At 42.0% G+C, this 13,891-nt stretch carries 13 protein-coding genes; 7 read left to right on the top strand and 6 right to left on the bottom strand.

Features of this window, described 5'->3' with window-relative positions; translation table 11 throughout:
* Positions 1-85: 85 nt before the first annotated feature.
* Positions 86-247, bottom strand: coding sequence for a hypothetical protein (locus H6G26_RS11810; protein ID WP_190729429.1), 162 nt, complete (start codon positions 245-247; stop codon positions 86-88).
* Positions 248-361: 114 nt separating this feature from the next.
* Between H6G26_RS11810 and speB the strand changes: the two genes are divergently transcribed.
* Positions 362-1,405 carry an agmatinase SpeB gene (speB, locus tag H6G26_RS11805; RefSeq protein ID WP_190729428.1) on the top strand — a complete coding sequence of 348 codons (1,044 nt, stop codon included), beginning with the start codon at positions 362-364 and terminating at the stop codon, positions 1,403-1,405.
* Positions 1,406-1,515: 110 nt separating this feature from the next.
* A complete protein-coding gene (locus H6G26_RS11800) occupies positions 1,516-2,169 on the top strand; it encodes a DUF938 domain-containing protein (RefSeq protein WP_190729427.1) in 654 nt (217 codons plus the stop codon).
* A gap of 220 nt (positions 2,170-2,389) precedes the next feature.
* On the opposite strand, the gene H6G26_RS11795 is transcribed toward H6G26_RS11800, so the two are convergent.
* Together H6G26_RS11795 and H6G26_RS11790 are read right to left on the bottom strand one after the other, a co-directional pair.
* Complete coding sequence (locus H6G26_RS11795; RefSeq protein WP_190729426.1) at positions 2,390-3,358, bottom strand: tetratricopeptide repeat protein; 969 nt, start codon at positions 3,356-3,358, stop codon at positions 2,390-2,392.
* 261 nt (positions 3,359-3,619) lie between these two features.
* Positions 3,620-4,009: a hypothetical protein gene (locus H6G26_RS11790; protein ID WP_190729425.1), complete on the bottom strand. Its 390-nt coding sequence runs from the start codon at positions 4,007-4,009 to the stop codon at positions 3,620-3,622.
* Positions 4,010-4,551: 542 nt separating this feature from the next.
* Between H6G26_RS11790 and H6G26_RS11785 the strand changes: the two genes are divergently transcribed.
* The 5 genes from H6G26_RS11785 (at position 4,552) to H6G26_RS11765 (ending at position 10,197) form a co-directional block, all read left to right on the top strand.
* Positions 4,552-5,442 (top strand): SGNH/GDSL hydrolase family protein, encoded by an 891-nt coding sequence (locus H6G26_RS11785; RefSeq protein ID WP_190729424.1) that lies wholly within the window; start codon positions 4,552-4,554, stop codon positions 5,440-5,442.
* Between the two features lie 93 nt (positions 5,443-5,535).
* Complete coding sequence (locus H6G26_RS11780; protein WP_199326797.1) at positions 5,536-6,501, top strand: DNA polymerase III subunit delta'; 966 nt, start codon at positions 5,536-5,538, stop codon at positions 6,499-6,501.
* Between the two features lie 270 nt (positions 6,502-6,771).
* Positions 6,772-7,392: a hypothetical protein gene (locus H6G26_RS11775; protein ID WP_242053674.1), complete on the top strand. Its 621-nt coding sequence runs from the start codon at positions 6,772-6,774 to the stop codon at positions 7,390-7,392.
* 399 nt (positions 7,393-7,791) lie between these two features.
* Entirely contained in the window at positions 7,792-8,556 is a 765-nt protein-coding gene (locus tag H6G26_RS11770; RefSeq protein ID WP_190729423.1) for an N-acetylmuramoyl-L-alanine amidase, read from the top strand.
* 69 nt (positions 8,557-8,625) lie between these two features.
* Positions 8,626-10,197 (top strand): glucosaminidase domain-containing protein, encoded by a 1,572-nt coding sequence (locus H6G26_RS11765; RefSeq protein WP_190729422.1) that lies wholly within the window; start codon positions 8,626-8,628, stop codon positions 10,195-10,197.
* A gap of 49 nt (positions 10,198-10,246) precedes the next feature.
* Here H6G26_RS11765 and H6G26_RS11760 read toward each other — a convergent pair whose 3' ends face one another.
* Genes H6G26_RS11760 through mnmG form a run of 3 tightly spaced genes read right to left on the bottom strand, consistent with a single transcriptional unit; the run spans position 10,247 to position 13,731 of the window.
* Complete coding sequence (locus tag H6G26_RS11760; protein ID WP_190729421.1) at positions 10,247-11,578, bottom strand: hypothetical protein; 1,332 nt, start codon at positions 11,576-11,578, stop codon at positions 10,247-10,249.
* Positions 11,579-11,638: 60 nt separating this feature from the next.
* Positions 11,639-11,761: a hypothetical protein gene (locus tag H6G26_RS43745; RefSeq protein ID WP_277883791.1), complete on the bottom strand. Its 123-nt coding sequence runs from the start codon at positions 11,759-11,761 to the stop codon at positions 11,639-11,641.
* Between the two features lie 47 nt (positions 11,762-11,808).
* Positions 11,809-13,731 carry a tRNA uridine-5-carboxymethylaminomethyl(34) synthesis enzyme MnmG gene (gene mnmG / locus H6G26_RS11750; RefSeq protein WP_190729436.1) on the bottom strand — a complete coding sequence of 641 codons (1,923 nt, stop codon included), beginning with the start codon at positions 13,729-13,731 and terminating at the stop codon, positions 11,809-11,811.
* Positions 13,732-13,891 lie beyond the last annotated feature (160 nt).

Raw genomic sequence — 13,891 nt, 5'->3', positions numbered from 1 at the left:
GATTTGTGTAAAAATAACCTGAACAATTTTTGTGCGAAAGCTAGATTTAGCAAGCTATTCCAAATAAATTTTGTACAACTTATTTTTACATGATGCCTAAGTCGTAAGATTGAGCAATCATGCGATCGCTCCACCTTTTAACACCAACTGTTGAGTAAAAAGGGCGTAGGCGTAGCCCGTCGTAGACATCGCCCCACTCGTCAGATAAAGAGTGGCAAGAGTACGCCCAACAGGTGTATCGCCGCAATTACGACCAAGTAATAAAAGCGCTGTAGTTTACCGTCTGTGAAAAATTTTTATTAGAATGCAGATGTCCACTAGGCGGCGTGCTGTCTATCCACGTAAATCGAGAAGATAATCGATGAGTAATCAATTACAAGACTACAATCCTAGCGGCATAGGTGAAGTAAATGGCAACCTCTTAGGTTTGCCCTGCGATTATGAGTCTGCAAACCTGATTGTCTTTGGTGTGCCGTGGGAAGTAACTGTTTCTTATGGCGCAGGTACAGCTAACGGCCCACAACGAATTCTCGATGCTTCGACTCAACTGGATTTATTCGATTTCGATAACCCTGATGGTTGGAAGCAGGGAATTTTCATGGTAGAAATTCCCCAAGATATTTTAGAAAAAAATACATACTACCGCGCCTTGGCAGCACAAATTATTGAGCGATTAGCCCAAGGTAAACAACTCTCAGATACACCAGATTTAACACCTGTCCTCACAGAAATTAATCAAGTTTGCCAACAGGTAAATCAATGGCTGTTTGAAAATTGTCAAGAAGCAATTAACAAGGGTAAGCGAGTTGCAGTGATTGGAGGAGATCACAGTTCGCCGTTAGGTTATTTCCAAGCCTTAGCGGCTAACTACGCAAACTATGGCATTTTGCACATTGATGCCCACGCAGATTTACGCGATGCTTATGAGGGATTTGAGTTTTCTCATGCGTCGATTATGTTTAATGCGATGAAAATACCGCAAATTTCCAAGCTAGTGCAAGTGGCTTTGCGTGATATTAGTCATGACGAAGTAGAAATGATTGACCAATCTAGCGATCGCATTATTGCATATTACGACCCAGCCATTAAACAAAAGCTTTACTCTGGAACAACTTGGATTGATTTATGCCGAGAAATTATCAGTCATTTACCTGAGTCTGTTTACATTAGCTTTGATGCAGATGGTTTAGATCCAAAACTCTGTTCTAGTACAGGTACTCCTGTTCCAGGTGGGTTGGAATTAGAGCAAGCATTTTGTCTGTTCCGGGAATTAGTCAATAGTGGGAGAAAAATTATTGGCTTTGATATTTGCGAAGTCGGTGATGCTGAGTGGGATGGTAATGTCGGGGCGCGGGTAGTTTACAAGCTAGCAAATTTGATGGATTTATCTCAGAAAAAAATATAACGGTTCCCACTAAAATGTGGTATAGCACCATATTACAAGGTGTCGGGGCACGGCATACCATGCCTCGACTAAATTGTTAGAGTGAAATCAGGTGTTTAAAAACGATACGGATGACATTACAAGACGCACGACAATACGCACCAGCAACCGATCGCAATCGTGAACCAATTATAGAAGTACTTTCACAAGTATTGCCTGAGAATGGGACGATTTTAGAAATCGCCAGTGGTACTGGTGAACACGCAGTCTTTTTTGCATCCAGACTTAGAGATTGTATGTGGTTACCAACAGATATAGATCCACAAAGAAGAGCCAGCATTATTGCATGGACTGAACACTTTAAATGTAATAATATCTATCCACCGCTTGAGCTTGATGTTAGAGAACCAGTTTGGGCAGTGGAAGAGGGGGCAGTAACCCAGTGGCTGAATACCTCGCCAATTATTGCGATCGTCAACATCAATATGATTCACATTTCGCCTTGGTCAGCTTGTCTGGGGTTAATGGCAGGGGCAGCTCGTATTCTAAAAGCAGGAGGCATCCTCTATTTGTATGGGCCCTTCAAACAAGGTGGAGAACATACAGCACCGAGTAATGCAGCTTTTGACAAATCTTTACGTGCCCAAAACCCAGAGTGGGGTATACGTAACTTGGATGATGTTGTAGCAGTAGCTAGCGCCCAAAATCTCATCTTGAAACAAACTTACCAAATGCCAGCTAATAATCTTTCAGTAGTGTTTCAACGTTCTGCTAATTTAGAATAATTCCTCAAAAGCTCAGTTAGCGGACTCGAAACGTTGATATTGCTCCAATTTCGACCGACCTGGGATTTATCCATTAGTCACATCATGTTCGCTTCATTGCTAGGGGAACTCCAAAAAATAAATTATCCAATTTTTGGAATCAAAACAATTTTTTCTCCCCCTGCTCCCTGCCCCCTGCCCCCTTGCAGTCCTAATGATAAGTCTTTAACCGGACATGATATTACTGGTTAGCACCAGCTTTGAACAACTGCGACAAATGACTTAACCATCTCCCAAACCAGAAACGAGATCCTGCGCTTGCAACGTTCTGAGAAAGAAGCTCAATCGCATGGTTACAATCTTGCAGACTTGCATCAAGCCCCATTGCCTGATAAATCTCGCGGGCATGACAAAAGGCATCCATCGCTTCTGATTCCCGATTAATTTTTTCTAACACCAGACCTAAATTAAACCAGGCGTTTGCTTCTGCATTTTGGTCATCAAGACCCCTTCTGATTTCTAATGAATACTGATGAAACTCAACCGCCTTTTGGTACTGTCCCAAAGCCTTATAAGCATTGCCCAACCCACTTAAGGCCATGGCTTTCCCATTGCGTTGGCTTTGCCCGCCGTAGGCATCGCAGATGGATGTTGCCAGTTTTAACCATTGCTGGTAAAACTCAATTGCCATCTGGTAATGCCCCAACGATTCATAAGTATTACCCAAACTTCCCAGGGAAATGCATTCCCCAGTCCAATCGCCTATTTTCTTACTGATACTCAACCACTGCTGATAAAACTCAATTGCTTGCTCATACTTGCCGAGGTATTCATAAGTATTGCCCAAACTTCCCAAGCAAATACCTTCCCCGGTGCGATCGCCTATTTTTCTGGTGATACTCAACCACTGGTGATAAAATTCAATTGCTCGCTGGTATTTACCTAGTGATTGGTAAGCGTTGCCCAACCCAGATAAAGATTTGGCAACGCCTGCGCCATCGCCTATTTCTCTAGCTATATCCAACCACTGCTGATAAAACTCAATTGCCAGGTGGTACTCGCCTAGTGAGTCGTAAGCATTGCCTAAACTTCTTAAACAAGTGACTTCGCCATTGCGATCGCCTGTTTCTCTGGCTTTGTGCAAGCACCGCTTTTCAAACTCAATGGACTCGATGTTATTTAAGCTCCCGGATCTAATTACTTCTGTCATTCTCTATAGAAAACGAAATTTGTGGTGGATAGGCTGTCGATTATACAATTTTCTATGCTTTTCGCACACTAAAAATGCAACTTAGCGGCACAACTTCTCTCAAAATAAAAAAATTCTTTTTCAATATTAAACCTTATTTTATACACAGCAAATTCCGCAATTGCTGAGTGTAAAATGCTTTTATTTATATTGTTAACAAACGTACGAATATACTATAACAATGAAAAATTCCACTTTCTAAAAAGATATGGAAAAACCAAATCAATCAGCAGCAGCATAATCAGGTAATGCATTGAGTTGTAAATTAACAGCACTTAAATAATTTTGATCGTTTAAAACTTGTGATGGTAATTTATCTGCATTAACAGCAGCCTTCACCAAATCTTTTGCAATAATATTTCTGTTCAGAGTTTGAAATACTAATGTTTCTCCACTAGGAATCCCGTGTTGCTTTAAACCTCCCTGATAAGCAAAAGTAACTAGATTGAAAGGCTCAAGGTAACTAACAGAAGTAGAACTACTCGATAAATTGTTAGAGTTAATAGCTATTTCACTAGTGTTGTTAGTAGCTGTTTGAGCGCCAGCGATTCCAGGTACAAGACTAATAAAAGCAAAAATCAGTCCGGAATTTATTAAGGTAACAAGTTTCATAAGGCTATTCTTCGGTAAAATGCGATCGGTGTTCTTTATTAATAGATTCCTCTTTATTATTAATCTCAGCTTCCTTCAGTCAGGTCATCTGATCGGTTGATATATGACTCACCCAAAAGGGTGAGCTAATTGAAGAACACAAGGAGCAATAGAGACTCCTTTAAATTCAGAGGCAGAAGAGATTAGCTGAAATTTCTAATTACTTAACTGAGGCAAGTTAAACATTTATGCAATTTTTAATTCGTCTTTTGAGTTCCCTAAGCATTGCAGAAATTGCCGCGATCGCTTTTATGCAACCATAAACAACTTGATAGGTTTTTCCTTGTGATGTCTACGACGGGCTACACCTACGCATTGTGGGCAAAACACAACAACGTTGTATTAATACAATAGGCAAAATCCACACCTGAGAGTGTCCGGTTTTGCTCACCAGCCCTCAAGCTAGCTTGTTAACTTAGAGAAGTGTTCAATTGCAAGCTCAATCATTACTCACAAGAATAATCATCGATAGCTGTAGTCTTTAGGGTTTGCAGAAAAGTTTAATGCAAAGAAAACAGTGGTTTTTAAGAACGGGACTTGCTCTCCTAATTTTTATCATGGTTGTAGCGGCAAAATTTATGGATAAAACTTATTCCATCAGAGAAATTTACGTATTTGGAGACAGTCTTTCGGATACAGGGATGGTATTCCGGGCGACAGGAGGAATGTACCCACCGAACCCAACTTACTTTCAGGGGCGTTACTCGAATGGTCGAGTTTGGATTGAGTACCTTGCCGAATCTCTTCATCTGTCCTCCAAGCAAACTAACAATTTTGCTTACGGAGGCTCGACTACTGGCAGTGTTGGCAACAATTATGTACCTAGTTTGCTAAATCAAGTGCAGTCGTTTACACAGACACATCAACAGACAAATTCAGATGCTTTGTATGTGCTGTGGGCAGGAGCAAATGATTACTTGCAAGGGGTAAGCAATGCAACTATTCCTGTTAAAAATGTGACAACGGCAATCAACTCTCTAACTGATGTGGGTGCTAAAAAGATTCTGGTAGCAAATTTACCAGATTTAGGACAGTTACCTGCCACTAAAAATAGTACGAATTCTGTGAATCTTAGTGCATTAACACAAGCACATAATCAAGGCTTGAGGCGATCGCTTAAAATTATAAGTCAACAGCATTCCGATCTTGAGATTGTGATATTAGATGCCAACACACTATATCGAGATGCGATCGCAAATCCGGCAACTTTTAACTTTACCAATGTTATCAGTCCATGCCTGTCTAGCGGTCGCACCTGTGGTAACCCAGACCAGTTTTTGTTCTGGGATGGCATTCATCCGACGGCTGCGGCTCATCGAATCATCGGGGAAGCTGCTTTTTCAACAATTCAACAGGCAGGGATGATTAATGCTCATTCAATGTTGGTTCCCTAATTTACTTGAGCAGCCAACAATTATCGGTAGGGGCACACAGCTAGCTGTGCGCCCCTAATTATACTGAAAAAAGATTATGTATAAGCTAAAAATATGGCATTAAATTCCAAAATTATCGGGACACCATTTGCACCAGTTGTAGGACAACAGCAAGCCATAGAATTACTCACTCAAGCTGTTAGACAAAAGCGGGTTGCTCCAGCCTATTTATTTGTGGGGCCAGATGGTGTAGGAAGGAGTTTAGCCGCCAAGTGTTTTGTGGAATTGCTATTTTCTAGTGAAATGGGAGTCACTACGGGTTTACAAAACCGTTTGCGTCAGGGTAACCACCCAGCTTTATTATGGGTGCAACCAACGTACCAATACCAGGGGCAACGATTAACAGCAGCAGAAGCAACAGAAAAAGGACTTAAGCGTAAGGCACCACCTGTAATTCGGCTAGAGCAAATTCGGGAAATTGCTGAGTTTCTAAGTCGGCCACCCTTGGAAGCACCAAGGAATGTGGTGGTGCTGGAGGAAGCGCAAACAATGGCAGAAGCAGCAGCGAATGCTTTACTTAAAACCTTAGAAGAACCAGGACAGGCGACGTTAATTTTAATTGCACCTACACCTGAGTCTGTTTTACCAACTTTGGTGTCACGCTGTCAACGCATTCCTTTTTATCGTTTAGATGCACAGTCTTTGGCTGTTGTGCTTACACAAATCGGTCATCAGGGAATTTTGCAAAATCAGGCAGTATTGAGCATAGCAGCTGGCAGCGCCGGAAGTGCGATCGCATCTTACGAACAATTACAAGCTATTCCCCCTGAGTTACTCGAGGATTTGAAAAAAGCCCCTGCTTCTTACCGCAAAGCCTTGGAGTTAGCGAAGAAAATTGATAAGGATTTAGATATAGAAGCCCAACTGTGGTTAGTTGATTATCTTCAGCAATTCTACTGGCAGCAGTGGCATCAACCCAGCATCATTAACCAGCTAGAACAATCTCGTAAATACTTGCTTTCTTACGCTCAACCAAGGCTAGTTTGGGAATGTCTGCTTTTATCTGTATGTCAAAAATAAAATTTTGTTTACTAAGGATTGTACAAAAAGCTCAAATCCTTTAGCAATATTAAATGATATTACTTAAGCATTCGTAAATATTAGTACTTGTGTATTATTAAGAGTAAGCTACGCAAAGCGTCTGGTAAAGGATGTGGCGAGTTAAGAGACATTGCCCCAAGACACTGGAAGTTACTCAATTGTCAAAGCTTCATAGTAAACAAAAGTCTTGCGGGGGATGACTAATAAAGGCTGTTCAATTAGTGTTTTTGAAGATTGTACCCCTGACTTATGATGAACTTACCGCAGACAATTCCAGTTCTTCTTTTAGGGACTAGCTTGGCTGTGCTTTCACCGCAAGTTTGTCCTGCTCTCACCATTCAAGAGGTAGCTAGTCTTGCCCAAGCATCAAGCGATTTGCCAGTGGTCAAATCAGCAGGACTGTCCCCCGACATCAATGTGCCTTGGTCGAAAACTGTGAGAATCGTTGACCCTTTTGAAGGAGAGTTTATTGGGGTTTTCGACCGGAACTCTTTAGGTGGCTATTTGTACCGTGAGGGTTCAAAGCAAGTTCTTAGTTTGTGGACTCCTTCAAGCATTCGAGTCCTCGTAACAGTAAATTCGGGTGAAGCAAGGTCTTCTTTCTACACAGCAGGTCGTGTGTATCCTAGACTTGACTTTATTAGGTTTGTTACTACCAAGAAAGTTGATAAACTTTTACTTAAGGTCAGAGAAAAGGTTTTTCAATTAGACGGTTCAACCGGCACATTTGCTGTCAGTCAAGAACTAGCCACTGCTTTGAAAAATGCTCCAGATGAGAACTTAAACATCAGACTAGTCTTGGAAGGAGGTCAAACTGTGGATAGCGAAATTGGCAAAGGGACGGTAAAAGCTTGGCGAAATATTTATTAAGCGATATCTTTGGCGGGCTACGCCTACGCATTTTTAACTATTAGGCGGGAAGTCCCGCGCTCTGGCAAAGCCGAGCGTCGGATGAGGTGACCGTCGAGAGGATGCCACCCCAAGTATTATCCATATATCAAGAAAAGAAAAATTTTCTCCCCTCTTATCAGGAATTTAGCTAGTAAAACTTGTTTATAAATTTAGGAAGAACAGAAACAGAATCGATGATAAGAGGTGTAGAAATTAAAATATACGTTAAATGTTACATTTATTTACAGTAAAAACTCACTTTATCTCACTGACAAGGCGATGTCTACAACGGACTACGCCTACGCATTTGGGTTAACAATTAATACAATATAGTGAATTAACCCGTACCTCTCAAGTTATAAAAAGGACATCAACTCTATGAAATTTGGTATTGATATAGGACATAATTGCCCTCCTCACGATACAGGGGCAACAGGTATCCAACAAGAAGATATTCTAACGAAAGCAGTTGGTACAAAACTGATACAAAAACTAAAAGCAGCAGGTCATACGGTTATTGATTGCACTCCCACAAGTGCTAGTGGTGTAAATGATTCTCTGAGACAACGAGTCAATAAAGCAAATGCTAATAACGTTAATGTCTTTATTTCGATTCACTTTAATAAGTTCAACACTATAGCGAATGGTACAGAAATTTTTGCCATTAGCAATACATCAAAAGGTATCGCTCAATCAGTTTTAAAAGAGATTGTTAAACTTGGCTTTAATAATAGAAAAGTTAAAAGTACAGGTTTTTATGTTATCAAAAATACACAAATGCCAGCTATTTTAATTGAGTGCTGCTTTTGTGATTCCAAAGCAGATATGGATCGCTTTGATGCTGAAAAAATGTCCGAAGCAATTAAAGATGGGTTAATTGGTGAGTCCGATCACGATGATCCTAAGCCTGATAAAAAGTACAGTCTAGAAATTACAGAAAAAACTGTCTTAAAACCTTCTACAGAACAGTCATCAGAACTACCTAAAGAATCTGTAATCGATATTGTTCCAGGAAATTACCCAATTTTAGATGTCCGTTTTGAGGAAAACCATTATTGGGTTAAGTGGTCTGATAAAAGTAAAGGAAACCGAGATGGGCATTTTGTTTTTGCTAAACACGCCAAAGTTGTAGAAAAAGATTAACTAATTTTATGATCCCCGACTTATCCAAGAACTCAGGGATCTACAAAAAGTTTTTAATAGGATAAAGATATGTCATTACTAGATGATTTAGTCAATAATTATTTTAATAAAGATTTAGGATTAATTTTTACAAAGATTGGCATTGAACCTACAAGAATTACTGAGATAAATCGGCAAATTTTAAAAGAAGTTACCCTTGCTCAATGGTTACTAGAATCTACTAGAGGTAAAAGTGATCTAGCTGTCAATGCTAACAATTTCGCCGGATTAAAATGGCGAGATCCTGATATGAAAGGGTTTGCCGAACCGTTAAAAATCAAAGTTCCTTCTGAGCCAGAAGAAGTTGAGTTCTGTAAATTTATAGATATAGACGCTTTTATTATTGGTTATTGGAAGTTTTTAACTCGCACTCCCTATAAAGGCTTAGAAGATCACGCCAACACACCAGAAAACTTCCTTGGCTTTCTCAAGGCTAAAGGCTATTCATCTGATCCTAAATATGTCAGTAAAGTTGTAGACTTGCTTCCAGAGGCACAAAAGTTACTGGCTAATGCAGGTGGAGTTACCATTCCTGCTTCAGTGGAACAACTACAGCTAATTCGTGCGCCAAAAGAAGTTGAAGTAGAACAAAATTTTAGGGTTGAAGGCGTAGCACGTTTAACTGACAGTGGCAAAGTTTTGTCGATTATGATCGACAATCAATTTCCAATTCCAAATGTAGCAATTAATCAGGATGGTAAATGGCAATTTGATTTTGTCTTTAAACAACAAGGCGATCGCCGCTTAATAGTTGCTGTTGACAATCAAACCCTAGAGATCCAAATTAAAGTTGTTGTTCCTTTCGATCACAAGGACAATGAGAACACTCAACAACCTACAGCATCCAGCTTACCAGGAGCGAAGGTAATCAAACTCGGTGGTAGTGTAGGAATTGGCGGAGTCAATAAAGCTGATGATGTTAAGGCTATTAAAGCGCGATTGCATGAGCTAGGCTACAAATGGGTAGGTGATCCTAACAGTGCAAATATAGACAGAGGACTATTTGACGCAATCAAATTATTTCAATCAATTATTGCAGGTCGCAGTACTATTAATGGTGATGGTCGAGTTGATGTTGGTGGAATAACTCATCGATGGTTGCAAGCAGCTAACGCACCACGGTGGGAGTTGATGCCAAAAAGCGACCTTGATAATGGTTTCGTTAACGGTGAACTGGAAGACACCCAAGATAACCACGATTTTGGAACACACTGGTTAGCTGATGTTATTAAAGTAATTGCCCAAGACTATCAAAATAGTTATCGCAATACTCATCCCAAAGCGGCTCCATTTGCAATCAACGATGTTAGCCTTCCTCATGGAGGCGATACTCCCGACCATCATGGACATGAAACTGGCATGATGTGCGATGTTTACTTACCCAAAAGGAATGGGGCTTTTGGCGGCATTTTTTGGTCGAGTTCTGAATACGATCAAGATGCTACGCGAGCTATTCTCAAGTCTATTCGCAAGCAAAAGCTGGTAAAGGTTGGGGCGGTTTTCTTCAACGATAAAAAGCTAATTCAAGAGAAGCTTTGTACTCCAATGATTGGTCACGATCATCATATTCACTTTGAAATTAACCCACCACTAAGAAGCTAATAGAGAGTCCGGTGTTTAGTGCGTAGAAAAGTTGCTGACAAAAGAACCTTTATAATTTCTGCCCTGCGTAAATCGATCGCACTTCGCCGTTACGCCGGATGACAGCTTCGCCATTACTGACATCTACAAGTGTCCAACCACTTGAGCCAATACTTTCACCCATATTGACTCGGCGAGTCACGCCCTCAATTTTAAACAAAGCAGCAGATTTGTTACCCAACTCTAGCAATCCCTCTAAGGTATTACTCGGAGCAACTGCGATCGCAGTTGGTGGATATACTTGTTCATGGGTAATAGTTGGTTCTGACTCTGGGGCTAATGCCGCACGCAATGGAACTACTGGTAATGCAGGCAGAGGGTTGGCTGTTTGGCGTACAGTAATGGGTGCAGTTTTTGCAGCTACAGGTTTAAGTTCGGCTCTTACAGCCGAAGCTAACATATTGACGGTTACAGGCTTGGCAGCTTGTTGCACTGTATTCAGGACACTTTTTACCACATTAGATTGAGATCCCTGCAATGCACTGGCAACTTGTGGTAAAAGTGTGGGAGTCCCAGGAATCGCTGGCAGGGCATAGCGCATTGGCGACGGCGCTTGATATACAGGAACGTAGATCCGCTCAACAACGCTTCCAGAACGGTTAGGGGCTGGTGGTGTATTGTTAACTAGAAGTGGTGGTAGATTACCAGTTGTTTGCCCGTTGCCAAGGGCTATTTGGTTAGTCTTTGCCTGAGCGGAATATCCCGGACTAAAAGATTTTTGATTGCTTTTGGCTTCTTGCTTATCTATAACTGCCAGTGCCTGGAGCATATAGTCAACTAACTCTGCCTCAATTTCTGGTTTTACAGGCAACTGTGACTGCGGTTGCGGCACTAAAACAGCTGGCTGGGTCAAGTTGGTATTTACAAGATATACGACTTTAGACTGTACCAGGTAGACCATACCAGCGATCGCCACGCCTAGAGTTGTTCCTACCATCAGCAGTTTGCCCAAACTCCGATTACTTTTCTGACGCTTTCTACTAACTCTTTTTACGGTGGCGCTGTCAAACACGACGGTACTCAAGTGCTTGTGGTTATCTTGAGCAACTGTCGGTAAAATAATCTGCGGGATCGTGACTGTTTCCATAGGCACGTATTCTAGAGGCGAGTGGCGTTGAGGTTGGGGGGAAACCCCAGCAACAGACTGGTTGGATTTATTCTGCCTACTGTGCCTAAAGCCTTGAGAAGGCAGATTACCACTAACATCCAGAATGCAGTCGATATCGGCAAAGAGTTCATCCATTAGACCATCAGCATAGTTTTCTATCGACCAAGGCTCGTTGGCGATTAAGTCTTCTGATGGTTCTGGTACTATGAGACGGGTGCTGGCTTCTTGTAACATAGACTTTCTGGGTTGTTGCTAGGACGAGGAAACGCCGCGCCTACTGCCTGGGAATTAGGATTATAGATGAAACATCCAATCCGCCGTCTTATTGAGACAAGCTGGTTGAGCGCTGGTATTAAAGTCAACTTTAATCTGGGGATTGTTAATGATGCCATTACTAATCTTCATGTCATCTATCATACCAATCCCCCTCCCTACTACTATACTCAGTCTTTATCAAGCTTGTGTTAAGCTAATGCCGGAAACTCCGATTGGCTATTGCTTCTACGCAATTCTAAATATAATAATAAAGCATTAACATCGGCTGGGTTTACGCCCCCAATACGTGCAGCTTGACCAAGAGTGAGTGGTTTTACGTGAGTTAGCTTTTCCCGTGCCTCTTTGGAAAGAGTATCAATTCTTGCGTAATCTAAATCCGCAGGTAACTGGCGATGCGCTTGGCGGGCAATTTGGTCAATCTGATTTTGTTGCCTAGCGAGATAGCCAGAATACTTGATATCAATTTCTGCGCCTTCTTTCTCGGCGCGGTTGAGGTTGGCGTTTCCCAGTCCGAACCTGTCGAGGTCAACGTAATGGAATCCCGGACGGCGCAGCAAGTCATTAAGGGTAATTGAACCTTTGATTGCTTGTTGGGTATTAGATGCGATCGCTATTCCAATTTCATCGTGTTCTTTGACTCGTGTAGCTTGCAATCTTTGTTTTTCTGTGGTTATATTCGCCTGTTTTTGGGTAAATAGATCCCAGCGGCGATCGTCAATTAAACCAATTTCTCGTCCCAAGGGTGTTAAGCGTTGGTCAGCATTGTCAGAACGCAATATCAATCGGTACTCTGACCTACTGGTAAGCATCCGGTAAGGTTCGCGTAAATCCTTTGTACATAGGTCATCAACTAGCGTTCCAATGTAACTTTGCTCACGAGCAAAAACAATCATCTCTTGAGAGCGAGCAAATCGAGCTGCGTTGATTCCCGCCACCAGCCCTTGAGCTGCGGCTTCTTCATAACCTGTAGTACCATTAATTTGCCCAGCACAAAATAGTCCGGCAATCTTTTTAGTCATCAGTGTGGGGTAACACTGTGTTGCTGGTAAATAGTCATATTCCACAGCATACGCTGGACGCAGCATCACACATTTTTCCAAACCGGGGAGAGTCCGCAATAATTGCAGTTGCAAATTTTCTGGTAAGCCTGTGGAAAATCCTTGGATATAAAGTTCGGGTATATCCCGTCCTTCTGGTTCAATAAAAATTTGGTGGCTTTCCTTATCGGCAAAGCGGACAATTTTATCTTCAATACTGGGGCAATAACGCGGCCCTTTGGCTTCCACCCAACCGCCATAAACTGGCGACAGGTGCAAGTTATCTTGAATTAGGCGATGGGTTTCGGCGGTTGTGCGGGTGATGTAGCAAGGCATCTGTTCCCGTTCTATCCACGCCTCTGGGTCAAAACTAAACCAGCGTACATCTTCATCTCCTGGCTGGATGAGCATTTTACTATAATCCACCGATCGCTTGTCTACTCTGGCTGGGGTTCCAGTTTTGAGCCTTCCGGTTTCAAATCCCAGGCGGTTTAGGGTTTGCGTCAATCCTTCAGCCGCAAATTCTCCAGCGCGTCCGGCTGGCATTGATTTATTACCAACCCAAATTTTGCCTCCCAGGAAAGTGCCAGTTGTCAAGATAACTGCTTTACATTGGAACCCTACACCAAAATAAGTTTCAACGCCGATGACTTCACCGTTAGCACCCAGCACCAAATCTATTGCCATGCTTTCGCGGATTGTCAAGTTATTTTGGTTCTCGACAATATTCTTCATCACTGCTGCATATTCGCGCTTATCAGTCTGGGCGCGTAATGCCCAAACAGCAGGCCCCCGTGAAGAGTTGAGGATACGTTTTTGCAAGTAGGTGCGGTCTGCTACTTTACCAATTTCTCCGCCAAGTGCATCTACCTCATGGGTCAACTGGGATTTGGCCGGGCCACCCACTGCTGGGTTACAAGGTTGCCAAGCGATTTTATCCAAGTTGAGCGTCAATAGCAGGGTACGACAACCGAGGCGTGCAGAGGCGAGAGCTGCTTCGCAACCGGAGTGACCTGCACCGACGACTATGACATCAAAAGCGTCTTGGAATTCAACGGAATTGTGCATGGTCATACTTACAGGAGCAGCGAGCTTAGAGTTCTTTATCAATTTTAACTGTTCCAGTGGTTTCATGGATGTAACTTTCTGATAAACAAGTTATCAATTTTACTAGTACTGAATTAGAGACAAGTTTCTAGTTTTAAACTTGAACAATAAGTCAAAAATACAATCT

This window comes from Nostoc sp. FACHB-888 (assembly GCF_014696655.1).
Classification (GTDB): Bacteria; Cyanobacteriota; Cyanobacteriia; order Cyanobacteriales; family Nostocaceae; genus Nostoc.
This window is presented reverse-complemented; position numbering and strand designations above follow the sequence as displayed.

Excerpts from the sequence above, each read along its gene's own strand:
- speB (WP_190729428.1), top strand. The coding sequence starts at position 362 with ATGAGTAATCAATTACAAGACTACAATCCTAGCGGCATAGGTGAAGTA.
- H6G26_RS11800 (WP_190729427.1), top strand. The coding sequence starts at position 1,516 with ATGACATTACAAGACGCACGACAATACGCACCAGCAACCGATCGCAAT.
- H6G26_RS11795 (WP_190729426.1), bottom strand. The coding sequence starts at position 3,358 with ATGACAGAAGTAATTAGATCCGGGAGCTTAAATAACATCGAGTCCATT.
- H6G26_RS11790 (WP_190729425.1), bottom strand. The coding sequence starts at position 4,009 with ATGAAACTTGTTACCTTAATAAATTCCGGACTGATTTTTGCTTTTATT.
- H6G26_RS11785 (WP_190729424.1), top strand. The coding sequence starts at position 4,552 with ATGCAAAGAAAACAGTGGTTTTTAAGAACGGGACTTGCTCTCCTAATT.
- H6G26_RS11780 (WP_199326797.1), top strand. The coding sequence starts at position 5,536 with ATGGCATTAAATTCCAAAATTATCGGGACACCATTTGCACCAGTTGTA.
- H6G26_RS11775 (WP_242053674.1), top strand. The coding sequence starts at position 6,772 with ATGATGAACTTACCGCAGACAATTCCAGTTCTTCTTTTAGGGACTAGC.
- H6G26_RS11770 (WP_190729423.1), top strand. The coding sequence starts at position 7,792 with ATGAAATTTGGTATTGATATAGGACATAATTGCCCTCCTCACGATACA.
- H6G26_RS11765 (WP_190729422.1), top strand. The coding sequence starts at position 8,626 with ATGTCATTACTAGATGATTTAGTCAATAATTATTTTAATAAAGATTTA.
- H6G26_RS11760 (WP_190729421.1), bottom strand. The coding sequence starts at position 11,578 with ATGTTACAAGAAGCCAGCACCCGTCTCATAGTACCAGAACCATCAGAA.
- H6G26_RS43745 (WP_277883791.1), bottom strand. The coding sequence starts at position 11,761 with ATGATAGATGACATGAAGATTAGTAATGGCATCATTAACAATCCCCAG.
- mnmG (WP_190729436.1), bottom strand. The coding sequence starts at position 13,731 with ATGACCATGCACAATTCCGTTGAATTCCAAGACGCTTTTGATGTCATA.